This is a genomic window from Pseudomonas guariconensis, assembly GCF_040822035.1.
Taxonomy (GTDB): domain Bacteria; phylum Pseudomonadota; class Gammaproteobacteria; order Pseudomonadales; family Pseudomonadaceae; genus Aquipseudomonas; species Aquipseudomonas guariconensis.
Window position 1 is genome coordinate 1,701,312 of sequence record NZ_CP162012.1, and the last position, 22,807, is coordinate 1,724,118.

Annotated in this window: 15 protein-coding genes, 1 other RNA gene and 2 pseudogenes; 9 read left to right on the forward strand and 9 right to left on the reverse strand. The window is 61.7% G+C overall.

Annotated features, from left to right (window positions below; all coding sequences use genetic code 11):
• Nucleotides 1-57: 57 nt before the first annotated feature.
• Entirely contained in the window at nucleotides 58-1,377 is a 1,320-nt protein-coding gene (locus tag AB1N67_RS07745; RefSeq protein ID WP_232092116.1) for an NCS2 family permease, read from the reverse strand.
• Between the two features lie 389 nt (nucleotides 1,378-1,766).
• Here AB1N67_RS07745 and AB1N67_RS07750 point away from each other — a divergent pair, with 389 nt between their 5' ends.
• The gene (locus AB1N67_RS07750; protein WP_070092105.1) at nucleotides 1,767-2,522 is read left to right on the forward strand and encodes a GntR family transcriptional regulator; all 756 of its coding nucleotides are present in this window, start codon (nucleotides 1,767-1,769) and stop codon (nucleotides 2,520-2,522) included.
• Nucleotides 2,523-2,760: 238 nt separating this feature from the next.
• The gene (gene aqpZ / locus AB1N67_RS07755; protein WP_367863644.1) at nucleotides 2,761-3,459 is read left to right on the forward strand and encodes an aquaporin Z; all 699 of its coding nucleotides are present in this window, start codon (nucleotides 2,761-2,763) and stop codon (nucleotides 3,457-3,459) included.
• Here aqpZ and guaD read toward each other — a convergent pair.
• The 4 genes from guaD to xdhA all read right to left on the reverse strand — a co-directional run bounded on the left by guaD (nucleotide 3,456) and on the right by xdhA (nucleotide 9,537).
• Entirely contained in the window at nucleotides 3,456-4,760 is a 1,305-nt protein-coding gene (gene guaD / locus AB1N67_RS07760; RefSeq protein WP_043215799.1) for a guanine deaminase, read from the reverse strand. The genes aqpZ and guaD overlap by 4 nt on opposite strands.
• A 10-nt stretch (nucleotides 4,761-4,770) precedes the next feature.
• Nucleotides 4,771-5,616 carry a xanthine dehydrogenase accessory protein XdhC gene (gene xdhC / locus AB1N67_RS07765; RefSeq protein ID WP_367863645.1) on the reverse strand — a complete coding sequence of 282 codons (846 nt, stop codon included), beginning with the start codon at nucleotides 5,614-5,616 and terminating at the stop codon, nucleotides 4,771-4,773.
• A gap of 74 nt (nucleotides 5,617-5,690) precedes the next feature.
• The gene (gene xdhB / locus AB1N67_RS07770) at nucleotides 5,691-8,090 is read right to left on the reverse strand and encodes a xanthine dehydrogenase molybdopterin binding subunit (protein WP_090345974.1); all 2,400 of its coding nucleotides are present in this window, start codon (nucleotides 8,088-8,090) and stop codon (nucleotides 5,691-5,693) included.
• A complete protein-coding gene (xdhA, locus tag AB1N67_RS07775) occupies nucleotides 8,083-9,537 on the reverse strand; it encodes a xanthine dehydrogenase small subunit (protein ID WP_043215531.1) in 1,455 nt (484 codons plus the stop codon). The genes xdhB and xdhA overlap by 8 nt, the downstream gene beginning before the upstream one ends.
• Before the next feature lie 268 nt (nucleotides 9,538-9,805).
• Between xdhA and AB1N67_RS07780 the strand changes: the two genes are divergently transcribed.
• From AB1N67_RS07780 to AB1N67_RS07810, 7 genes and pseudogenes are all read left to right on the forward strand, one after another.
• Entirely contained in the window at nucleotides 9,806-10,465 is a 660-nt protein-coding gene (locus AB1N67_RS07780) for a GntR family transcriptional regulator (protein WP_070574271.1), read from the forward strand.
• 3 nt (nucleotides 10,466-10,468) lie between these two features.
• Nucleotides 10,469-13,957: a chromosome segregation protein SMC gene (smc, locus tag AB1N67_RS07785; RefSeq protein ID WP_367863646.1), complete on the forward strand. Its 3,489-nt coding sequence runs from the start codon at nucleotides 10,469-10,471 to the stop codon at nucleotides 13,955-13,957.
• 203 nt (nucleotides 13,958-14,160) lie between these two features.
• Nucleotides 14,161-15,033, forward strand: a complete 873-nt coding sequence (zipA, locus tag AB1N67_RS07790) for a cell division protein ZipA (RefSeq protein WP_043215536.1) — start codon at nucleotides 14,161-14,163, stop codon at nucleotides 15,031-15,033.
• 99 nt (nucleotides 15,034-15,132) lie between these two features.
• On the forward strand, nucleotides 15,133-17,487 hold the full coding sequence (gene ligA / locus AB1N67_RS07795; RefSeq protein WP_043215539.1) for an NAD-dependent DNA ligase LigA: 2,355 nt from the start codon (nucleotides 15,133-15,135) through the stop codon (nucleotides 17,485-17,487).
• Between the two features lie 119 nt (nucleotides 17,488-17,606).
• Nucleotides 17,607-17,703, forward strand: an RNA gene (ffs, locus tag AB1N67_RS07800) — signal recognition particle sRNA small type.
• Between the two features lie 80 nt (nucleotides 17,704-17,783).
• Nucleotides 17,784-17,963, forward strand: a pseudogene (locus AB1N67_RS07805) (DUF6538 domain-containing protein); the annotation flags it as partial.
• 249 nt (nucleotides 17,964-18,212) lie between these two features.
• Nucleotides 18,213-19,259 (forward strand): tyrosine-type recombinase/integrase, encoded by a 1,047-nt coding sequence (locus AB1N67_RS07810; protein ID WP_367863859.1) that lies wholly within the window; start codon nucleotides 18,213-18,215, stop codon nucleotides 19,257-19,259.
• On the opposite strand, the pseudogene AB1N67_RS07815 reads toward AB1N67_RS07810, so the two are convergent.
• The 4 genes and pseudogenes from AB1N67_RS07815 to AB1N67_RS07830 all read right to left on the reverse strand — a co-directional run.
• Nucleotides 19,260-19,436 (reverse strand): annotated as a pseudogene (locus AB1N67_RS07815) (RNase H family protein); the annotation flags it as partial.
• 104 nt (nucleotides 19,437-19,540) lie between these two features.
• The gene (locus AB1N67_RS07820; protein WP_367863647.1) at nucleotides 19,541-20,227 is read right to left on the reverse strand and encodes a Rha family transcriptional regulator; all 687 of its coding nucleotides are present in this window, start codon (nucleotides 20,225-20,227) and stop codon (nucleotides 19,541-19,543) included.
• A 360-nt stretch (nucleotides 20,228-20,587) separates the two neighbouring features.
• Nucleotides 20,588-21,532, reverse strand: a complete 945-nt coding sequence (locus AB1N67_RS07825) for a hypothetical protein (protein WP_367863648.1) — start codon at nucleotides 21,530-21,532, stop codon at nucleotides 20,588-20,590.
• 3 nt (nucleotides 21,533-21,535) lie between these two features.
• Nucleotides 21,536-22,156, reverse strand: coding sequence for a hypothetical protein (locus AB1N67_RS07830; RefSeq protein WP_367863649.1), 621 nt, complete (start codon nucleotides 22,154-22,156; stop codon nucleotides 21,536-21,538).
• Nucleotides 22,157-22,807 lie beyond the last annotated feature (651 nt).

Genomic DNA, 22,807 nt, shown 5'->3' on the forward strand with positions numbered 1-22,807 from the left:
CGGGTTTTTTTGTTTGAGCGAGAGAGGGTTCGAGGCGCCCTCGGCAGCGCCAGGCTCTCAGAGGAACACGAACTTGGCGATGAAGATCGCGCAGAGTACCCACAGGCTGGCAGAAATATCCTTGAACTTGCCGGTCCCGGCCTTGAGCGCCACGTAGCTGATGAAGCCCAGGGCGATGCCGTCGGCGACCGAGAACGTGAGCGGCATCATGATCACGGTGACGATCGCAGGAATGCTGTCGGTCGCCTCGTCCCAGTGGATGTGTGCCATGCTGCCCATCATCAGCATGGCCACATAGATCAGCGCCCCTGCGGTGGCGTAGGCGGGGATCATGCCGGCCAGCGGTGCGAAGAACATGGCGGCGACGAACAGCAGGCCAACCACCACGGCCGTCAGGCCGGTACGCCCCCCGGCGGCGACGCCTGCGGCGCTTTCCACATAGCTGGTCACAGGTGGTACGCCGACGGCAGCACCGAACACGCTGGAGGCGCTGTCGGCCTTCAGTGCACGGGACAGGTTCTCGATGCGGCCATCTTCACCGACCAGGTTGGCGCGTTGGGCCACACCCATCAAGGTGCCGGCGGTATCGAACATATGCACGAACAGGAACGCCAGCACCACGCTGATCATGCTGACATTGAATACGCCCGCTACATCCATGGCCATCCAGGTCGGAGCCAGGCTCGGTGGCAGGGAGAACACCCCGCCATACTGGACCAGTCCCAGGCCCCAGCCTGCCAGGGTGACGGTGATGATGCTGATGAGGATCGCGCCGAACACGCGGTGGTAGCTCAGTACCGCGATCATCAGGAAACATACCGCCGCCAGCAGTGGGCCAGGCTCGTGCAGAGAACCCAGCTTGATCAGCGTGGCAGGGCTGTCGACGACGATACCGGCGGTTTTAAGGCCGATCAGCCCCAAGAACAGGCCGACCCCCGCGCCCATGGCGTGGCGCAGGCTGACCGGAATGCTATTGAGCAACCATTCGCGCACGCGCGAGAGAGTCAGGGCCATGAACAGCACACCGGACACGAACACTGCACCCAATGCCGCCTCCCAAGTGTAGCCCATGGTGCCGACCACGGTGTAGGTGAAGAAGGCGTTGAGCCCCATGCCGGGGGCCAGGCCCACCGGCCAGTTGGCATAGAGGCCCATCAACAGGCAGCCCAAGGCCGCGGCGATACAGGTGGCAACGAAGGCCGCACCATGGTCGATACCGGCATCGGCCATGATGTTGGGGTTGACGAAAATGATGTAGGCCATGGTGATGAAGGTGGTCACCCCGGCGATCAGCTCGGTCCTGACGGTGCTGCCGTGTCGCTTGAGTTTGAAAATCCGTTCCAGCCAACTCGTTTCGAGCGGTGGAGCGAGATCCAGCGTAGGGGCTTCGGATTTGCGGCTTTCCACAGCGAGTACTCCTCAAGTCTTTCTTGTTGTTTCGGAACCTTGGTCCTGCGCCAATGCACTTGGGCGGTTCCGCGAGGGGATTGGCAGACGTCTGATCGATTTGTTGACTTTCGAGTCAGAAAGTTGCTCGCTGGATTATGCTGTTGTGTACAAATAATGCAAATAATGTTTTATTTTTTGTGTGCGCGATCTGTCGCGTAGTGGCTATATGGGAAAAGGCCACCTGCAGAAATCGAATGGCCTGTGTACAATAGACCGATACCTTGGTCCCTTTATTTTCTATCCAGGACTTGCCAGCCACCCTCTGACAGGTATTACAGTCAAGGTCCCGACTGGCGGATCCTCGTGCTCGAGAACCCATGAACGAACAGCTGCAACCTCTGAAGAAACCTGCGCGCAATGGCAAGGCCGGCCGCAGCGGTACCCAGGACGACATCGTCTATGCGCATATTTTCGAGGCGATCCTCGAGCAGCGTCTGGCACCGGGCACCAAGTTGAGCGAGGAAGCGCTGGGCGAGATCTTCGGCGTCAGCCGCACCATCATCCGTCGTGCCTTGTCGCGTCTGGCCCACGAAAGCGTGGTGCTACTGCGGCCCAATCGCGGTGCAGTGGTGGCGAGCCCTACGGTGGAAGAGGCGCGCCAGGTGTTCTTCTCCCGGCGCATGGTCGAGCGCGCAATCACCGAGCTTGCCGTGCAGCACGCCACGATCGAGCAACTGAACGAACTGCGCCAGATGGTACGCGAGGAGCGCGACAGCTTCTCTCGTGGCGACCGGGGCGCGGGTATCCGCCTTTCCGGCGAGTTCCACCTCAAACTGGCCGAAGCCGCTGGCAATGCCCCCCTGATCAGTTTCCAGCGCAGCCTTGTTTCGCAAACTTCGCTGATCATCGCACAGTACGAAAGCGGCAACCGTTCGCACTGCTCCTACGACGAGCACATGCAACTGATCGATGCCATCGAGGCCCGTGACGCGGAGCTGGCAGTGAATCTGATGATGCATCACATGGATCACATCGACACCAAACTGAACCTGGACGAGGAGGGCGCCTCCGACGACCTGCATGCTGTGTTCTCGCATTTGCTGAAAAAGCCGAAGGTGCCAGTCAAAGGTTGATCGTTTGCCCGGTCTACGGGCAGACCGTAGCTACCAACGCCATCGCTCCCCACTCGGAGCGGTGGCGTTTTTCATTTCAGCCCCGCAATGATCGCTAATGGGGCGGAAAGCCAGTGCTGATGCGGTGTACGAGGGCTGCTGGCCTTTGGCCAAGGCTCTGCTAGATTGTTTTTTGCAAACCTTCATCAAGCAGTTGGGCTTGCGCATCCAGTGCATTCCACTACTTGAGGATTGGTTCATGAGTATGTCCCTGGGCAAGCGCATGGGTGCCGAGCTGGTCGGCACTTTCTGGTTGGTCCTTGGCGGTTGCGGCAGTGCGGTGCTGGCCGCAAGCTTTCCGACCGGCATCGGTATCCTCGGTGTCGCCTTCGCATTCGGCCTGACTGTACTGACCATGGCGTTTGCCATCGGCCATATCTCCGGCTGCCACCTCAACCCTGCGGTATCGTTCGGGCTCGTGGTGGGCGGGCGGTTTCCGGCCAAGGAGTTCGTGCCCTACGTGATTGCCCAAGTGATCGGGGCGATCCTGGCGGCAGCGGTGATCTACTTCATTGCCAGTGGCAAGGCGGGCTTTGAATTGTCATCGGGGTTGGCCTCCAATGGCTACGCCGATCATTCGCCGGGGGGATACTCGCTGGCGGCGGGCTTTGTCAGCGAGGTGGTGATGACGGCGATGTTCCTGGTGATCATCATGGGCGCCACCGACACGCGCGCGCCAGCGGGGTTGGCGCCCATCGCCATAGGCCTGGCGTTGACGCTGATTCACCTGATTTCCATTCCGGTGACCAACACATCCGTCAATCCCGCACGCAGCACCGGCCCAGCCCTGTTCGTCGGGGGCTGGGCGTTGCAGCAGTTGTGGTTGTTCTGGGTGGCGCCGCTGATCGGGGCGGCGATCGGCGGCGCGCTGTACCGAGGGCTGGCTCGGGAGACTTAGCGCTGGTGCACGCAGCGACCGGCGGCGTAGGTTTCACGCACGGTGCGGTCGTCGCCCAGGGTAGTGAGGACGAATAGGGTTTCTTCGATGCTGTTGGACTGCTGGATGCGGTAGTCCAGAAGTGGGGTGGCCTTGTAGTCGAGCACCACGAAGTCGGCATCGTTGCCTGGGCGCAGGCTGCCGATGCGGTCGTCCAGGCGCAGGGCGCGGGCACCGCCGAGCGTCGCCAGGTATAGGGACTTGTACGGGTGCAGGCGCGCGCCCTGCAGCTGCATGACCTTGTAGGCCTCGTTCAAGGTGTTGAGCAGCGAGAAGCTGGTGCCTGCGCCCACGTCGGTGCCCAGGCCCACGTTGACCTTGAAGCGCTCGGCCTGAGGCAGGTTGAACAGTCCGCTGCCCAGGAACAGGTTGGAGGTGGGGCAGAAGGCCACAGCCGAACCGGTGTCGGCCAGGCGCTGGCACTCTGCGTCGCACAGGTGCACGCCGTGGGCGAACACCGAGCGCTCGCCCAGCAGTTCGTAGTGGTCGTAGACGTCCAGGTAGCCCTTGCGCTCAGGGAACAGTGCCTTGACCCAGTCGATTTCCTTGACGTTCTCCGACAGGTGGGTGTGCATGTACAGACCCGGGTACTCCTTGAGCAACTGGCCGGCCAGAGCCAGTTGTTCGGGGGTGCTGGTGGGTGCGAAACGCGGGGTCACCGCATAGTGCAGTCGGCCCTTGCCGTGCCAACGCTCGATCAGCGCCTTGCTTTGGGCATAGCTGGACTCGGCGGTGTCGGTCAGGTAGTCCGGGGCGTTGCGATCCATCATCACTTTGCCGGCGATCAGACGCAGGTCCAGACGCTGGGCTTCTTCGAACAAGGCATCGACCGACTCGGGGTGGACGCTACCGAACACCAGCGCGCTGGTGGTGCCGTTGCGCAGCAATTCCTTGAGGAAGATCTTGGCCACCTGGTCGGCATGGGCCTTGTCGGCGAACTGCTTTTCGCAAGGGAAGGTGTAGGTGTTCAGCCAGTCCAGCAACTGCTCGCCGTAGGAGCCGATCATGCCGGTCTGTGGGAAATGAATATGGGTATCGATGAAGCCTGGAGTGATCAGAGCGTGCTGGTGATGGATCACTTCGACGTCGGTGCCGAGCCTGGGCAGCAAGTCGCTGGCGTGACCCAGTGCACTGATGCGGCCATCTTCGACCACCAGCAGGCCGTCTTCGTAATATTCATGGGAGGCGTCGAGGCCCACCTCGGCCGGGTCGGCGATGCTGTGCAAAATGGCGGCTCGGTAGGCTTTGCGGGTTGCGCTCATAACGGTCTCGTCAATTGGCTTGGCTGCGCCGGGAGGGCGGCAGCAGTTGGGCGATTGGGCCTGAATTGGCGGCAGCGTCATGCTGGCCGAAGCAGGCGTTGTAGGTGGCGATGATTTCCGCGGCGATGGACACGGCGATCTCGATCGGCAGCTTGCCTTTGACCTCAGCCAGGCCCATAGGGCAACGCATCCGCGCCACGACGGCGTCGTCGTAGCCGCGTTCGCGCAGGCGGTGCTCGAACTTGACCCGTTTGGTCTTCGAGCCGATCAGGCCGAACCAGGTGAAATCATTGCGCTTGAGGATGGCGGCGGTCAGTTCCAGGTCGAGCTGGTGATTATGGGTCATGACGATGCAATAGCTGCCCGCTGGCAGCTCGGCGACTTCGTCGACCGGTTCCTCGCTGACGACCTTGGTCACGCCATTGGGGATGACCTCGGGAAACTCATGCTCGCGCGAATCGATCCAGCGTACCCGGCAGGGCAGCGCGGCGAGCAAGGGTACCAGAGCACGGCCGACATGGCCCGCGCCGAACACTGCGATCTGCGCCTGCACTGCGGCCATCGGTTCGAACAGCAGCACCGTGACGCCGCCGCAGCATTGGCCGAGGCTCGCGCCCAGGCTGAAGCGCTCCAGATGCGGGGTGGTGCGCTGCTCCGCGAGCATCTGCCGGGCGATGTGCAGCGCCTTGTATTCCAGATGTCCGCCGCCGATGGTGTCGAACAGACCCGCGGCACTGACCACCATCTTCGAGCCGGCGTTGCGTGGCGTCGAGCCGCGCTCCTCGATGATGGTCACCAGAACGCAAGCTTCACCGCGGGCCTGGTGGTCGGCGAGGGCGTTGATCCATTGGTGCATGATGCAGCCTCTCTAAGTTGCGCCACGGCCCCCTGTGGAAGCGGATGAACCGGCTCACACAGGGATTCGCGTTGTCAGTGAGTCACGGTTTCCAGTTCCTGCTCGGCGGGCTGCTCGGCGGCTACCGCCTTGCGCATCTGCTCGCAGCCCCACAGCACCCGCTCAGGCGTCGCCGGTGCATCGATCTGCGGTTGCACGCGGTAGTCGGCGATGCTCGCCACGGCATCCTTGATGGCGCACCAGGCGGCGATGCCGAGCATGAACGGCGGCTCGCCCACGGCCTTGGAATGGAACACCGTGTCCTCCGGGTTCTTGCGGTTTTCCACCAGCTTCACGCGCAGGTCCAGCGGCATGTCCGCCACTGCCGGGATCTTGTAGCTCGCTGGGCCATTGGTCATCAACTTGCCCTTGGCGTTCCACACCAGCTCTTCGGTGGTCAGCCAGCCCATGCCCTGGATGAAGCCACCTTCGACCTGACCGATGTCGATGGCTGGGTTCAGCGAGGCGCCAACGTCGTGCAGGATGTCGGCCCGCAGCATCTTGTATTCGCCGGTCAGGGTATCGACGACCACCTCGACACAAGCAGCGCCGAACGCGAAGTAGTAGAACGGGCGGCCGCGGGCCTGGTCGCGGTCGTAGTAGATCTTCGGCGTGCGATAAAAACCGGTGCTCGACAGTGATACTTGGGCGAAGTAGGCCTGTTGCACCAACTGCTCGAAACTGACGATCTGGTCGCGCACCCGCACGTGGCCGTTGCGGAACTCCACATCCTCTTCGGTGACCTTGTAATGCCGCGCGGCGAACTCGGTCAGGCGCTTCTTGAGGATTTCAGCGGCGTTCTGCGCGGCCTTGCCGTTGAGGTCCGCGCCACTGGAGGCGGCGGTCGGCGACGTGTTGGGTACCTTATCGGTGTTGGTGGCGGTGATCTGGATGCGTTCGAAATCGACCTGGAACACCTGCGCCACCACCTGTGCGACCTTGGTGTTCAGGCCCTGGCCCATCTCGGTGCCGCCGTGGTTCAGGTGGATGCTGCCGTCGGTGTAGATGTGGATCAGCGCGCCGGCTTGGTTGAGGAAGGTCGCGGTGAAGGAAATTCCGAACTTCACCGGGGTCAGTGCCAGGCCTTTTTTGAGCACCGGGCTGTGCTCGTTGAAGCGACGAATCGACTCGCGGCGCTCGGCGTAGTCGGCACTGGCCTCGAGTTCGGCGGTCATCTCCTCGAGCATGTTGTGCTCGACGGTCTGGTAGTAGTGGGTGACGTTGCGTTCGGTCTTGCCGTAGTAGTTGGCCTTGCGCACGGCCAGCGGGTCGAGCGCCAGGTGGCGGGCGATATGGTCCATCACCTGTTCGATGGCGACCATGCCCTGTGGCCCGCCGAAGCCGCGATAGGCGGTATTGGATGCGGTGTTGGTCTTGCAGCGGTGACCATGCACGGTGGCATCGCCCAGGTAGTAGGCGTTGTCGGAGTGGAACATGGCGCGGTCGACGATCGAGCCGGACAGGTCAGGCGAGTAACCGCAGTTGCCGGCAAGATCCAGGTTGATGCCGTGCAGGCGGCCGGTGTCGTCGAAGCCGACGTCGTACTCCACGTAGAACGGGTGACGCTTGCCGGTCATCATCATGTCTTCGACGCGCGGCAGGCGCATCTTGGTCGGCTGACCGGTCAGGCGCGCGATCACCGCGCACAGGCAGGCCGGGCTGGCGGCCTGGGTCTCCTTGCCGCCAAAGCCGCCGCCCATGCGGCGCATGTCGACGACGATCTTGTTCATCGGCACGTCCAGCACCTCGGCCACCAGTTTCTGCACTTCGGTGGGGTTCTGGGTGGAGCAGAAGACGATCATGCCGCCGTCCTCGGTGGGCATCACCGAGGAAATCTGGGTTTCCAGGTAGAAGTGCTCCTGGCCGCCGATGTGCAGGGTGCCTTGCAGGCGGTGGGGGGCGGTGGCCAGGGCGCTGTCCGAGTCGCCGCGCTGGTGGGTGTGACTGTCCAGCACGAAATGCTTTTTGCGCAGGGCCTCGACCACGTCCAGCACCGGTTCGAGGTCTTCGTACTCGACGATCGCCGCCATGGCGGCGCGGCGTGCGGTGTCCAGGTCTCGGGCGGCGACAGCAAGCACTGGCTGACCGAAGAACTCGACCTTGTCGATGGCCAGCAGCGGGTCGCCGGCGACCACTGGGCCGATGTCCTTCAGGCCCGGGATGTCTTCATGGGTGATTGCGATGCGTACGCCTTCGAAGGCGTAGCACGGCGTGGTGTCGATGCGCAGGATGCGCGCATGGGCGCGGTCGGCTGTACGCGCATAGACGTGCAGCTGATTGGGGAATTCCAGGCGGTCATCGATGTACACCGCCTCGCCGCTGACGTGCTTGTCGGCGCTGTCATGCTTGATGCTGCGGCCGACCCCGGTGGTCAGGTCCTGGCTGAACAGTTCGGCCATCTCGGCCTGGCTTTTGGCTACGTGATGGTTAGACATAAGCGGTCACCCGGGTTTCGATGTACGGCGATTGCAGTTCGATGAAGTACTTGCGCAGCAGGTTCTGTGCGGTCAGTAGGCGGTATTGCTTGCTGGCGCGGAAGTCCGAGAGCGGGGTGAAGTCTTCGTCTAGGGCCAGGCAGGCCTGCTCGATGCTGGCCTGGTCCCAGGCCTTGCCCTCCAGTGCGGCCTCGCAGGCGCGGGCGCGCTTGGGAATGGCCGCCATGCCGCCGAAGGCGATCCGCGCCTCGCGCACCACACCGTCCTCGATACGCAGGTTGAACGCCGCGCACACCGCCGAGATGTCGTCGTCCAGGCGCTTGGAAACCTTGTAGGCGCGGAACGTCCAGTCTGCGCTGGCACGCGGGACGATGATCTTCTCGATGAACTCGCTGTCCTGGCGCGCAGTGATGCGGTAGTCGATGAAGTAGTCTTCCAGCGCCAGGGTGCGCTGGGTCTCGCCCTGGCGCAGAACCACCTGGGCGTCGAGGGCGATCAGCAGGGGTGGCGAATCACCGATCGGCGACGCGTTGCCGATGTTGCCGCCCAGCGTGCCCTGGTTGCGGATCTGCAGCGAGGCGAAGCGGTGCAGCAGGGCACCGAAATCGGGGTACTCCTCGTTGAGTGCGCCGTAGCAGTCGGTCAGCGGGGTGGCGGCGCCGATTTCCAGGTGGGTCTCGGTTTTTTCGATGCGCTTGAGTTCGGCCACGTGACCGACATAGATCATCACCGGCAGCGACTTGTGGAACTGGGTGACTTCCAGGGCCAGGTCGGTGCCGCCGGCCAGCAGACGCGCCTCAGGGTGCGAGCTGTACAGGTCGGCAAGGTCGGCCACGGTCAGTGGCACCAGGCAGCGCTTGTCGCCGCTGTTGAGCTCACCGGTTTCGGTCGGGGCGATCGCCTTGAGGCGGGCGATGGTCTGGGCTTGTTGCTCGTCGAACTGGTCGCGGCAAGGCTGGGCGCAGCTCTGCTCGGCCGCGGCAAGGATCGGGCGGTAGCCGGTGCAGCGGCACAGGTTGCCTGCCAGGGCCTCCTGGGCTTGGTGCAGATCGTGGCCGTCGCTGTTCTTTTGCAGGGCGAACAGGGACATGACGAAGCCTGGAGTGCAGAAGCCGCACTGGGAACCATGGCAATCGGCCATGGCTCGCTGCACGCTGTGCAGTTCACCCTGGTGTTTCAGGCCTTCGACGCTGATCAGCTGCTTGCCGTGCAGTGACGAGACGAACGTCAGGCATGAGTTGAGACTGCGGTAGCGCAGCGTGTCACGGCCCTGGTCGTCCTGGGTCAGCTCGCCGACCACCACGGTGCAAGCGCCGCAGTCGCCACTGGCGCAGCCTTCCTTGGTGCCGGGTTTGCCCAGGTGCTCACGCAGGTATTGCAGCACCGTCATGTTCGGGTCCAGGGCGTGCTCACTACGCAGCTCCTGGTTGACGAGAAACTGGATCACGGGGAAGGCCTCGCAATGGTTTTATTGTTGTTCGGTCGGACTCTAAGCACGCTTGACCATTTGGTCAATAAATTTCTGACTCAAAGGTCAAGAAATTGCGTACGCCACGTCCCGACGGGACAAGATCGTCATATTCAAAGCATAGAACGCGCCGGCTTCGCAGCACGTCCACAGGTCGAATTAAAGCGCAGCGAACCCCTGCGCGACGGCCGGGCAAGTAGGCTACAATCGCCTCCTTGTGCCCCGTTCAAGATTCTGAAGGAAAACCATGACGTTCAAGGCGCCGGACAGCCTCTCCGAGCAGATTGCCCATTACCTGGCCGAACGGATCATTCGCGGCGAACTCAAGCCGGGCGAACGGATCCAGGAACTGAAGGTCACCCAGGCGCTCAACGTCAGCCGCGGCTCTGTGCGCGAGGCGCTGTTGATCCTCGAACGCCGACATTTGGTGGCGATCCTGGCGCGCCGCGGCGCCCACGTCACCGAACTGGACGAACGTGGCGTGCGCAGCCTGTGCACTCTGATGGGCGAGTTCTACATTCTGCTGGGCAACGCGGTAGCCAGCAGCTGGCGCCATGAGCGTGATCTGGAGCCGTTCCTCGAGATCCAGCAGCGCTTGCAGCGGGCCCATGCCAACCAGGACATCGAAACCTTCGTCGCCGAGAGCTTCGCGGTGATGCGCGCAGCCTATCCATTCGCCGACAATCCCTATCTGCAGGAAACCGTCGAAAACCTGCAGCCTGCCATGAGCCGCGCCTATTACCTGGCCTTGGACCAGCGCCAGGCCAACATGGTCGACTACCTCGAACTGTTCGCTCGCCTGCTCGAAGCCGTGGTCGCCCGCGACCAGGCACGTATCCGCGAGGTCTTGGTCGCCTACAGCCAGCGCAGTTGCGAGCTGGTGTTGGCGGCCCTGGCGCAGGTCTGATCGATGCGCCTGAAGTGCATTCGATTGGCCGGGTTCAAGTCGTTCGTCGATCCGACCACGGTCAATTTCCCCAGCAACATGGCCGCCGTGGTAGGTCCCAATGGCTGCGGGAAATCCAACATCATCGATGCGGTGCGCTGGGTGATGGGCGAAAGCTCGGCCAAGAACCTGCGCGGCGAGTCGATGACCGACGTGATCTTCAATGGCTCATCCGGCCGCAAGCCGGTGAGCCAGGCCAGCATCGAGCTGGTGTTCGACAACAGCGAGACTACGTTGCTGGGCGAGTACGCCGCCTACGCCGAGATTTCCATCCGCCGCAAGGTCACCCGCGACGGGCAAAACACCTATTACCTGAACGGCACCAAATGCCGGCGGCGTGATATCACGGACATCTTCCTCGGCACCGGCCTCGGGCCGCGCAGCTACTCGATCATCGAGCAAGGGATGATCTCCAAGCTCATCGAGGCCAAGCCAGAGGAGCTGCGTAATTTCATCGAAGAAGCCGCAGGCATCTCCAAATACAAGGAGCGTCGCCGCGAAACCGAGAGCCGCATTCGTCGTACCCAGGAGAACCTGGCGCGCCTGACCGACCTTCGCGAGGAGCTCGAACGCCAGCTTGAACGCCTGCACCGCCAGGCCCAGGCCGCCGAGAAATACCGGGAATACAAGGCCCAGGAGCGCCAACTCAAGGCGCGCCTGTCAGCCCTGCGTTGGCGCGAGCTGGATGAGCGCGTGCGCCAGCGCGAAGCGGTCATCGGCGATCAGGAGGTGGCTTTTGAAGCCCTGGTGGCCGAGCAGCGCAATGCCGATGCGAGTATCGAGCGCCTGCGTGACGGCCATCATGAGCTGTCAGAGCGCTTCAATCAGGTCCAGGGTCGCTTCTATTCTGTCGCCGGCGACATCGCCCGTGTGGAACAGAGCATCCAGCATGGCCAGCAACGCTTACGCCAATTGCAAGACGACCTCAAGGAAGCCGAGCGCACCCGCCTGGAAACTGAGTCGCACCTAGGGCATGACCGCACGTTGCTGGCGACCCTGGGTGAAGAGCTGGCGATGCTCGAACCCGAGCAGGAACTGACCTTGGCCAGCGCCGAAGAGGCGACCGCCACCCTCGAGGAGGCTGAGCTGGGCATGCACGCCTGGCAGGAGCAATGGGACAGTTTCAATACCCAGTCCGCCGAGCCGCGGCGCCAGGCTGAAGTGCAACAGTCCCGTTTGCAGCAGCTGGAGGCTGGCCTGGAGCGTTTGGCCGAGCGTCAACGCAAGCTGGAGGAAGAGCGCGAGCAGCTCGCGGCCGAACCCGAAGACGCCGCGTTGTTCGAGTTGACCGAGCAAGTGGCCAGTAGCGAACTGGAGCTCGAAACGCTTCAGATGAGCGAGCAACAGGTGCTCGAGCAGCTCGACGCGGTACGCGAGCAGTTGCAACAGGCTACTGAGACTCATCAGCAGTCCCAAGGCGAACTGCAACGTTTAGGCGGGCGCCTGGCATCTCTGGAAGCATTGCAGCAGGCGGCCCTGGAGCCCGGTGCGGGTGCCAGTGACTGGCTGCGCGGCCAAGGGCTGGAGCACAAGCCGCGGCTGGCTGAAGGGCTGCGGGTCGAGCCAGGCTGGGAGCTGGCGGTCGAGACCGTGCTGGGTGCCGATCTGCAAGCAGTGTTGGTCGAAGACTTCGCCTCACTGGATTTCACTGCCCTGGAGCAGGGCGAACTGCGGCTGCTGCTGGCGAGCACGCAGGGGGCTCGACTGCCGGGCAGCCTGCTGGACAAAGTCGAGGGGCGCACCGATCTTGCGCCCTGGCTCGGTCAGGTACGTCCCGTGGAGAGTCTCGAACAGGCCTTGGCCTTGCGAGCCGGGCTGGCGGAAGGTCAGAGCCTGGTCAGTCGAGACGGATATTGGATCGGTCGACACTTTTTGCGGATCAGCCGGGGCGGGGAGTCCCAAGGCGGGGTTCTGGCCCGTGGCCAGGAAATCGAACGCCTGGGGCATGAGCAGCTCGAACTCCAGTCGCGTCTGGAGCAACTGGAGCAACACCTGCAGGACCTGCGCGGACAACAGCGCGACCTGGAAGCGCAGCGTGAACAGCTGCGCCGACGCAGTCAGGACGAAAACCGCCAGCTCGGCGAACTCAAGGCGCGGCTTTCGGCCGGGCGAGCCCGCGCCGAGCAGGTGCAGCTGCGCTGCCGCCGGCTGCAAGAAGAATTGGCCGAGCTGCAAGAGCAGCGGGCCATGGAGCATGAGCAACTGGGCGAGGCCCGTCTGCTGTTACAGGAAGCCCTGGAGCGGATGGCCCAAGACACCGAGCAGCGCGAGCAACTGATGGCCCGGCGCGACACTCTGCGCGAAGGGCTCGATCGTATCCGTCAGGAGGCTCGTCAGCACAAGGATCATGCCCATCAGTTGGCGGTGCGCCTGGGCTCCCTGCGGGCCCAGCATGATTCCACCCGTCAGGCCCTGGAGCGTTTGGAGCTACAGGCGGCACGCCTGAGCGAGCGCCAGGAGCAACTGAGCCTCAATCTGGAGGAGGGCGAAGCGCCGCTGGAAGAACAGCGCATGAAGCTCGAAGAGCTGCTGGAGCGGCGCATGAGCGTCGATGAGGAAATGCGCCAGGCTCGTCTGCACATGGATGAAGCCGACCGTGAACTGCGCGATGCCGAACGCCGTCGAACCCAGGCCGAGCAACAGGCTCAGTTGCTGCGCGGTCAGCTTGAGCAGTCCCGCCTGGAGTCCCAGGGCCTGGATGTGCGTCGCAAGACGCTGCAGGAGCAACTGCTGGCCGATGGCTATGACTTGCAGGGTGTGCTCGCCACCCTCGAGCCCGAGGCAAGCGAGCAGGGCACCGAGCAAGAACTCGAGCAACTGGACGGGCGCATCCAGCGCCTGGGCGCAATCAACCTGGCGGCCATCGAGGAATACCAGCAGCAGTCCGAACGCAAGCGTTACCTGGACGCCCAGGATGCCGACCTGGTGGAAGCATTGGAGACACTGGAAAGCGTCATCCGCAAGATCGACAAGGAAACCCGTAATCGCTTCAAGGATACCTTTGATCAGATAAATGCCGGTTTGCAGGCACTTTTTCCAAAAGTTTTCGGTGGCGGCAGTGCTTACCTGGAACTGACGGGCGAAGATCTACTCGATACTGGGGTGACGATCATGGCGCGCCCGCCGGGCAAGAAGAACAGCACCATCCATCTGCTGTCCGGTGGCGAGAAGGCGTTGACCGCCCTCGCACTGGTGTTCGCCATCTTCAAGCTGAACCCGGCACCGTTCTGCATGCTCGACGAGGTCGATGCGCCGCTGGACGATGCCAACGTCGGACGTTACGCCAGGTTGGTGAAGGAAATGAGCGAAAGCGTGCAATTCATCTACATCACCCATAACAAGATTGCCATGGAAATGGCCGATCAATTGATGGGGGTGACCATGCACGAGCCAGGCTGCTCACGTCTTGTTGCAGTTGATGTGGAGGAAGCGTTGGCCATGGTCGATGCCTGATGAGCGAAGATAAGGCAGGATACGTGGGGAAATCCCCCCGACATGTGCGACAGACGGTGTAAAGTTGCCTTTGGTCGTGCTAGCTTTATGTCACTTATTTTTTGCGTGGGTAAAACGCCTGTCAGAACATAGAGTTGGCGCCACGTGTTAAAGGGCTTTGAAGCCTTTGTTTTCAAGCATATTTTTTAGAGGCACGGGATTACATGGAAATCGGTCTGCGCGAATGGCTGATCGTCATCGGCGTCATTGTCATCGCCGGTATTCTTTTCGACGGCTGGCGCCGCATGCGCGGCGGCAAGGGCAAGTTGAAATTCCGTCTGGATCGCAGCTACTCCAATCTGCCGGACGACGAGGGCAGCGCCGAGGTACTGGGCCCTGCACGCGTACTGGAAACCCAAAAAGAACCCGAGCTGGACGAAAGCGATCTGCCTTCGGTCAGCGCCCCGGCGCGTGAGCGTGAGCCCAAGCCAGCCAAAACCAACAAACGTGGCAAGCGCGCCAGCGAGCCACAGCAGGGCGACCTGAACCTGGCTGCCGAGCCGCGTGAGCCGGACCTGTTTGCCGACGCCGATGATGATCGTCCTGCCGAGCACAGCCGCCACAACGGTGCAGGCGCGGGCAATACAGTCAAAGAACTGCCTCCGGCCGAGGAAGTACTGGTGATCAGCGTGATCTCCCGCGACGAGGGGGGGTTCAAGGGGCCGGCCCTGCTGCAGAACATCCTCGAAAGCGGCCTGCGTTTCGGCGAGATGGACATCTTCCATCGGCACGAGAGCATGGCCGGTCACGGCGAAGTGCTGTTCTCCATGGCCAATGCGGTCAAGCCAGGGGTGTTCGATCTGGACGATATCGACCATTTCAGCACTCGCGCGGTGAGCTTCTTCCTGGGCCTGCCAGGCCCGCGTCACCCCAAGCAGGCCTTCGACGTGATGGTCGCTGCCGCCCGCAAGCTGGCCCATGAACTCAACGGCGAGCTCAAGGATGACCAGCGTAGCGTACTGACCGCCCAGACCATCGAGCACTACCGCCAGCGCATCGTCGAGTTCGAGCGTCGCGCGCTGACCCAGAAGCGTTGATGGCCCCCAGCGGGCGGACCTGCCTTGATCCTGCCCGCCCGATTTGAGCAAAAAGAGCAGCCCTGTGCTGCTCTTTTGCGTTGCAAGAGAAGATGAACGATGAACGCCGAAAACCGTATCCATGAACTGCGTGCCGAACTCGAACAGCACAATTACCGCTATTACGTGCTGGACGAGCCGAGCGTGCCTGACGCCGAATACGACCGTCTGTTCAACGAGCTCAAGGCGCTGGAGGCCGAGTATCCGCACCTTGTGACGCCCGATTCGCCAACCCAGCGCGTCGGCGGGGCGGCGCTGGCGGCGTTCAGCCAGGTGCGTCACGAAATTCCTATGCTCAGCCTGGGCAATGCCTTCGAGGAAGACGACCTGCGCGACTTCGATCGGCGCGTGGTGGAGGGGCTGGATCTGCCGGCCGGCGATCTGTTCGCTGAGCAGGCCGCGGTCGATTACAGCTGTGAGCCCAAGCTCGATGGCCTTGCAGTCAGCCTGCTATATCGCGACGGCCAACTGGTGCAGGGCGCCACTCGGGGGGATGGCACCACGGGCGAGGACATCAGCGCTAACGTGCGTACTGTTCGCAACATCCCGCTCAAGCTGCACGGCGAAGGCTGGCCGGCGGTGCTTGAGGTGCGCGGCGAGGTGTACATGAGCAAGGCCGGCTTCGAGCGCCTGAACGCCGCCCAGGCCGAGAGCGGCGGCAAGACCTTCGCCAATCCGCGCAACGCCGCTGCTGGCAGTTTGCGCCAGCTGGACTCCAAGATTACCGCCAGCCGCCCCCTGGAATTCTGCTGCTACGGCCTGGGCCAGGTCTCCGAGGCCATCGCCGACAGCCATATCGGTATCCTGGAGAAGCTCAAGACCTGGGGCTTGCCAATCAGTCGCGAGCTGCGCCATGCCGCAGGGGTGGAGCAATGCTTGGCGTACTACCGCGACATTGGCGCCCGCCGCAACGATCTGCCTTACGAGATCGACGGTGTGGTGTTCAAGGTCAACAGCCTGGCTGCCCAGCGCGAGCTGGGCTTTCGAGCCCGGGAGCCGCGTTGGGCCATCGCCCACAAGTTCCCGGCCATGGAAGAACTCACCGAAGTGCTCGACGTCGAGTTCCAGGTCGGCCGCACTGGCGCCGTCACCCCCGTGGCGCGGCTCAAGCCGGTGAAGGTGGCTGGTGTCACGGTCTCCAACGCCACGCTGCACAACATGGATGAAATCGCCCGCCTGGGTCTGATGATTGGCGATAGCGTGATCATCCGTCGGGCCGGTGACGTCATTCCGCAAGTGATGCAGGTGGTGATCGAGCGCCGTCCCGACAACGCCCGTCCTGTGGTTGTGCCCAGTCAGTGCCCGGTCTGTGGCTCGCAAGTCGAGCGCACCCAGTTGGTCAAGCGCAGCAAAGGCAAGGAGACCACCAGTGAAGGCGCGGTTTACCGCTGCGTAGGGCGCCTGGCCTGTGCCGCCCAGCTCAAGCAGGCGATCATCCATTACGTTTCGCGCCGAGCCATGGATATCGACGGCCTGGGCGAAAAGAGCGTCGAGCAATTGGTTGACGAAGGATTGATCCGCTCTCCGGCCGACCTGTACGACCTTAAGTTCGAGCAAATCGTCGAGCTCGAGGGCTTTGCCGAAGTGTCCAGCAACAAGTTGCTGGAGGCGATCCAGGCCAGCAAGCAGCCCAGCCTTGCGCGCTTCATCTTCGCCTTGGGGATTCCGGATGTCGGCGAGGAGACCGCCAAAGTCCTGGCCCGCTCCTTGGGCAGCCTGGCGCGGGTGCAAAAGGCGCTGCCGCAGGTGCTGACCTATCTGCCTGACATTGGCCTGGAAGTCGCTTACGAGATCCATAACTTCTTCGAGGATGACCACAACCGTGAGGTCATCCAGCAGTTGCTCGACAGTGGTATGCAGCTGCAGGACGAGGGCGAACTGGCGGCCGAGTTCGCCGCCAGTACTACCTTGGCGGGCATGATCGCCAAGCTCGATATCCCCTCGGTCGGGCCGACGGGCGCGGAAAAACTGGTGGACAAGCTGGGTACCCTGGACAAGATCATCGAAGCCGATGGTATTGACCTGCGCCAGGCTCTGAACACCAAGCAGGCCGAGGCGGTGCGGGAGTTCTTCAGAGTCGAGGCCAACCAGCAGCTGGCCCGTGCCATTGAAGCGCAACTGCTCGACTTCGGCATGCACTGGGCCAGCGAGAAGAGGGTCGCGCAAGGGCTGCCCCTGGCCGGGCAGACCTGGGTGCTGACCGGCACCCTGGAACGCATGAGCCGTGACATCGCCAAGGACAAGCTGGAAAGCCTCGGTGCCAAGGTGGCAGGATCGGTTTCCAGCAAGACCCATTGCGTCGTCGCCGGGCCCGGTGCGGGCTCCAAGCTCGCCAAGGCCAGCGAGCTAGGTGTCAAGGTGCTGGATGAGGAAGCGTTTGTCGCCTTCCTTGAGGGTCACGGCATCGCCGTCTGACCAGCGGAGGGGACAAGTCATTGAGAAATGATGGTTTTTTCTCGATGCAGAGGTTGTAACTTCGCCCCAGACCGGTACAATGGCGCGGCTCGTCACATGGCGAGCCGTCGTGGTGGCCCCATCGGTCCCCCCGCAACGATTACCCGTTAACCTGGTCAGGCCCGGAAGGGAGCAGCCATAGCGGGAACATCGTGTGCCGGGGTGTGGCTGGTGGGGCCGCCTCCATTTCTTTAAGTAATTGATTTCTAACGGTTTTTCGCTCCCTAGCACGCAAGTGATCCAAGGGGTGATCCACCGTGTCTTCCGTACCTTCCTACCTCTGGTTATCCCGACACTCGATCTTCTATTTCAGAATCGTGGTGCCAGAAGTCCTTCGTCCGTTGTTCCCCTGTGCCGAGATTCGTCGCTCCCTGCAGACCCGCTGCAAGCGCGAAGCCTTGATTCGTGGCCGTGAGTTGCTCTTGCAGGTTCAGCGCCTATACACCCAAGCCTTTCAAGGTGTTCGGCCTTGCCTTGATGCCTTGCGGGGTGGCTGGGAGGCTGGAGGCAAGAGAGTCGCCAGTTGGGCCTCATGGCTCCGTCAGCAGCAGTTGGTCGAGATGGCGGCTGCTGGAGTGCCCCCACAGGGACAGCCCGGAGCGAATGGCGAGGTGGGGCAAGGTAGAGCGGCGGAAGGCTCTCAGAAGCTCCGCAGAGCCTCTACAAGAGCCTCTTCAGGTCAGGGCATGGGGTTAGTACCAGATTCGCCCAGTAGGTCTCCTCGCTTCTCCAAGGTGGTCGAGGAGTGCTTGGGGCAGCAGGAGCATGAAGGCGTCTCGACCAAGACCATCGACGACAAGCGATCCGTTGCATCCCTACTGGTGCGGATCATCGGTGACATGCCCATTGACCTGATCACTCGCCAGGATGCCAGGAAGTTCCGCGAGACAGCCCTCAAGCTGCCCCCGCGTCTCAATCAGCTCCCCGAAGGCCAGTCCTTGGAGGAGATCATCAAGACGGCAACCAGCACGATCAGCCTCACTACGTTCAACAACTACGTGAAGAACCTGACGACCTTTTTCTCCTATGCCATCCGTGAGGGCTACTGCGAGCGCAATCCCTTCGATGGGCTGAGGGTGAAGCAGCGGGGCAAGGTCAGCGAGGAGCGCAGTGTCTTCACCGAGAAGGATCTGCGCCGGTTGTTCTCGAAGGAGGTGTACGCCTCGGCCAGCACCAAGAAGCCGAATCAGTACTGGCTACCGCTGCTGGGGCTGTACACCGGAGCGAGGCTCAATGAGCTGTGTCAGCTCTACCTCGACGATGTGGTGACCATCAACGGTGTGGACTGCCTCCACATTCGAGCATCACGACCCGATCAGAAGCTCAAGACTGCATCTTCCGAGCGGCTGGTACCGATCCATTCCAAGCTGAAGGAGCTGGGCTTCATCGAGTTCGTCCAGAAGCAGCGGGCAGCAGGGCATCAGCGGGTCTTCCCTGAGCTGACCTGCCACAAAAAGCATGGCTACGGGGCTGCTCCGTCGAAGTGGTTCACCCGTGTTCGTGAGCAGTTGGGCTTCAGGGATGGGGAAGGGCAGAAGGACTTCCACAGCTTCCGTCACACCATCGCGGATCATCTGAAGCAGAAGGGTCTCAGTGAGGCGCTGGTAGGTGGGCTGCTGGGGCACCAGACGGGTGGCATCACCTTCAGCCGCTACGGTAAGGACTTCAGGCCCGAGGTGTTGGCTCCGGTGGTGGAGGCAGTGGACTTCGATGCTGTCGGGTGGCTGCAGTGATCAGGGCTGCTTGAGGATGCCATACCGCTCGACGCGTTCACCCAGAGCAGCTCGTTGAGCCAGGGCATCGGCCCGCTCATTTTCGGGATGACCGCTATGGCCACGCACCCACCTGAAGCGAACCGTGTGCTCGGCCAGTAGCTGATCGAGGAGCTGCCAGAGGTCAGCATTGGCCACCGCCTACGCCCACCAGCGCCCACCACATAGGGCAGCGCAAACGGACACAGGCGGCAGGGCTAAACGGGCTGGTGTGAGTTGAAGTGCAGTGGCGAAACTGCAGGTCAGGCAGCAAATCCCTTCTTCATGGTCAGCTTCCCTTCTAGATAGAGCTGGGCGATCAGCTTCTCTGTGAACAGCACGTCACGGTACTTGGCGTACACGCGGTACTTACCAGCGCCGACGGTGCGGTACAGGTAACCCAGGTCAGCCAGATCACCCTTGATGGCCATCGTGTTGACGCCTTCCAGGGTACGCACGAAGGTGGCCAGTGATTCCTGACGCAGCGCCACGCAGTTGTCGAAGACGACAGCCTTCGGTGCCATCTCCTTGTTCTCCAGGGTGAGGTGCTGGTTCTCCAAGGCCAGACGCTCGTTCTTCTCAGCCATCTCAGCAGCCAGACGCAGGGCTTCGGGGAACGACTGAGGAATTGGGAAGGCTGGCTGTGCGAGCTTCGCTTCCAGCTCCTGCCAGCGGTCAACCAGGCGGGCGGTGAACTCTGGGGAGAGTTGTGCCACGACAACGATGGAGTCGCGCTTACCCTTCTCCCCGGAGAAAACGCACACCTCGGTGATGCGGGTGCGGCCCAGCGAGTCGAGGCCGGGTACATCCGCCATTGGCGGTTGGACAATCACGCCTCGTTTTGCCAGCCGCTCGATAGAGCGTTTAACGTCGTCGTGACGGGAGCCAACCAGCTCGGCAATCTCCAGGCTGTTCATGGTGGCGATGTTGCTGTTGATCAGTGCGTTCATGTTCTGTCCTCCAGAAAAGACGAAGCCCGCTCAGAGGCGGGCTATGGGTGTTCGTTGGAGGGGGAAGTGTGCTTTTCTGGAAGGTGCTCGAGTTACGCCCCGGTAAGGTGGGATCAACCAAATTTTTCTGTTTGGACAAGTTGATGCGAATTGAGGGTTCATGTGGTGTTCCTCTTAGTTCTGCCGCCTGTGGTCGCCACCGCCTACGCCCACCAGCGCCCACCACATAGGGCAGCGCAGACGGACACAAGCGGCAGGACTAAACGGGCTGGTGTTGATTGAAATGCAGTGGCGAAACTGCAGGGGGAAAGGAAGAGTGAAACCGGGGGTTGCGGATGCTGGGCGAGGTGCAGTGAGGAGCTACCCGATCAGGTTTTCAAGTATGGCATCGGTGTTCGCCCAATTCTTGCAATCGTTCTCTATCAGATAGCGCAAGACTGCCTTCGCTTCAGCTCGATCTCGGGGGCGAATCTCTGCCATTAGTGCGAACACAAAACTCGATCTTGCTTCTACCTCTGGTAGACCATCATAGAAATCCTGATCAGCCGCTCGCCGTAGGCTATAGAGGCGACTCCAATAATCCAGTTCATACAGACAGTCCGCCAGCGTCTGCGGCATCAGCTTGAAACGAGCCTTGAACCTCTCGGCAACTTCGCCCGCGTCATATTCAAGCAAGCTACCAGTAAGCTCCAAACCTGCCAGCGCCTCGATACAGAAAGCCTCTGCCGGAGTATCCTCCATCAGCGCCTCACCAAAACGGGCAAACGCTTCAACCCGGAGACGCTTGCGCTCAACTGAGCGGGTAGCAAGCTCCTCAAGGTCGGCAAAGCCAACAGAGCCAAGTCCGGCCAGCACATTCCCACCACTCGACTCCATGAGGTACTTCCCGTACCGAACCTCCAGCTCCTTCAGGGGAGTCTTGATCTGCTTCGCGGCTTCCAGCGCTCTGCTGATCAGCGCAGCTTCACCTGTAGCAATCACCTGTCGCAACCACAGGACAGCATCCACTTCTTTATCGCCAGTGATGTTCTCCTGAGGCGGCAACTCCGGCACACTCGGCAGCGTTTCCTCACTTTCTCGGATCGGCGGCAAGCTGAACAGCTCTCGGTGCTTGGCGTTATCGCGGAACTTACCTGATCGTGAAACCAGGGTCTTCACTGTTCCGAGCGGCAGCCCGGTCATTGCGGCTACTTCTCGTAGGGAGTGGCTTCGGCGCAGATCGAGCACCCGCTGTCGCACGTCGTCGGAGATGCGCTGCTTGATTTTGCCGGTCGAATCTCCCTGTTTCATTTGCCCGTGCGTCATCGATCAGCCCTCCCTCACGTCTCGCTCAATCGACGACAACTGCACAGCGGCTGCCGCATACCAGTTACTGATCGCCGGGCTCTGGATGTATCGAGCACCTCGCCATGCGTACCAAGGGTTGACCCGCACCCGGAGCGTTCCGAGGTTGTGGATGGGCTCAACTCTGAGCAGCATCGGTTGAAGTGATGACCAGGCCCGATAAACGCTTGCTCGACCGTAGCCATCTAACGCTGTCAGCAGGTCAGCGACTCGACCGAACCAGTAGTTCCAGCCGTCGAGCCGCTCGCAGATGAACCGGAAGACCTTGACCGCCAGGACAGAGTGTCCGACATCGAGCAGCCCGAGAAGCCGGTCGTACTCGACGTTGAGATCCGCGAGATGCGGGTCATGAACGGATAAAGCCTGGTACAGCTCTTGAGGGTTTCTTGCTTCCGCTGGGTAGCGAGTATCGATCCCAACTTGGGCCTCGACGTGACGCTTCGAGAGCGCAGATGTAGTTACCTGCTGATCAATGACACATCCTGTTTCAGGGTTGATGGCAAAGAGTCCGTCGCGTGTCCGCACAGGAACACACAAAGGCAGGTCAACTTGTTCTGAGGGTGAATGGATAAACGAGAGAAGCATGGCGACATACTCCTTAGTGGTCTGTGGTGGTAATGGATGAATCAGGGGGGTGCAGGAAGGTGCGAGAAGCTCCTTTCCTTACATAGAAGGGCAATTGCTTGCCCCGGATTTACTGGGCTAGAGGCAGATTTCAGTCTCAGCGGTGAGACAAACCCAACCTCTGAGGGAGGTGGCGCTGTGGTTACAGATCGCAGAAGCAGACCTGCTAGCCATCTTGCGCCCCCCGGTTTCAACGCCTTGGGTGCGGTCTGATCCGAACGGGCACGCTATTGGTTACAACCCTGCTGCGTATGGTCTTCGTGAGATGCCTTGTTCCGTGCTGTTAGCTTCACGTCCAGGGTGAACTGCATAAGCAGCAAGTAGATCAGTGGCATGAAAAGCCAGATGGTCAATGCAACTATGAAAAACAACTCCATCAGTCGCATATCAGGCTGCCTCCGGTTGCGAACAGGAGAAGATCAGCTCGCGCAGAAATTCGGTGGTGATGTACAAGCTCATGGCGTAGATCATCCTTTTTGTTCAGCCGTCAGAGTCCCTTCCATCCATGCCACCAGCTCCCATCTACAAGGGAAACACGGACGGCTCGGACGGCTGGACAAAACGGGCTGGGTTTGAAGGGGAATCTGCAAGGGATGCAGGGTTGATGCTGGT

What these genes read in the sequence shown, in the direction of transcription:
- AB1N67_RS07750 (WP_070092105.1), top strand. Translation starts at nt 1,767, where the DNA reads ATGAACGAACAGCTGCAACCTCTGAAGAAACCTGCGCGCAATGGCAAG.
- aqpZ (WP_367863644.1), top strand. Translation starts at nt 2,761, where the DNA reads ATGAGTATGTCCCTGGGCAAGCGCATGGGTGCCGAGCTGGTCGGCACT.
- guaD (WP_043215799.1), bottom strand. Translation starts at nt 4,760, where the DNA reads ATGAGCGCAACCCGCAAAGCCTACCGAGCCGCCATTTTGCACAGCATC.
- xdhC (WP_367863645.1), bottom strand. Translation starts at nt 5,616, where the DNA reads ATGCACCAATGGATCAACGCCCTCGCCGACCACCAGGCCCGCGGTGAA.
- xdhB (WP_090345974.1), bottom strand. Translation starts at nt 8,090, where the DNA reads ATGTCTAACCATCACGTAGCCAAAAGCCAGGCCGAGATGGCCGAACTG.
- AB1N67_RS07780 (WP_070574271.1), top strand. Translation starts at nt 9,806, where the DNA reads ATGACGTTCAAGGCGCCGGACAGCCTCTCCGAGCAGATTGCCCATTAC.
- smc (WP_367863646.1), top strand. Translation starts at nt 10,469, where the DNA reads ATGCGCCTGAAGTGCATTCGATTGGCCGGGTTCAAGTCGTTCGTCGAT.
- zipA (WP_043215536.1), top strand. Translation starts at nt 14,161, where the DNA reads ATGGAAATCGGTCTGCGCGAATGGCTGATCGTCATCGGCGTCATTGTC.
- ligA (WP_043215539.1), top strand. Translation starts at nt 15,133, where the DNA reads ATGAACGCCGAAAACCGTATCCATGAACTGCGTGCCGAACTCGAACAG.
- AB1N67_RS07810 (WP_367863859.1), top strand. Translation starts at nt 18,213, where the DNA reads ATGGGGTTAGTACCAGATTCGCCCAGTAGGTCTCCTCGCTTCTCCAAG.
- AB1N67_RS07820 (WP_367863647.1), bottom strand. Translation starts at nt 20,227, where the DNA reads ATGAACGCACTGATCAACAGCAACATCGCCACCATGAACAGCCTGGAG.
- AB1N67_RS07825 (WP_367863648.1), bottom strand. Translation starts at nt 21,532, where the DNA reads ATGACGCACGGGCAAATGAAACAGGGAGATTCGACCGGCAAAATCAAG.
- AB1N67_RS07830 (WP_367863649.1), bottom strand. Translation starts at nt 22,156, where the DNA reads ATGCTTCTCTCGTTTATCCATTCACCCTCAGAACAAGTTGACCTGCCT.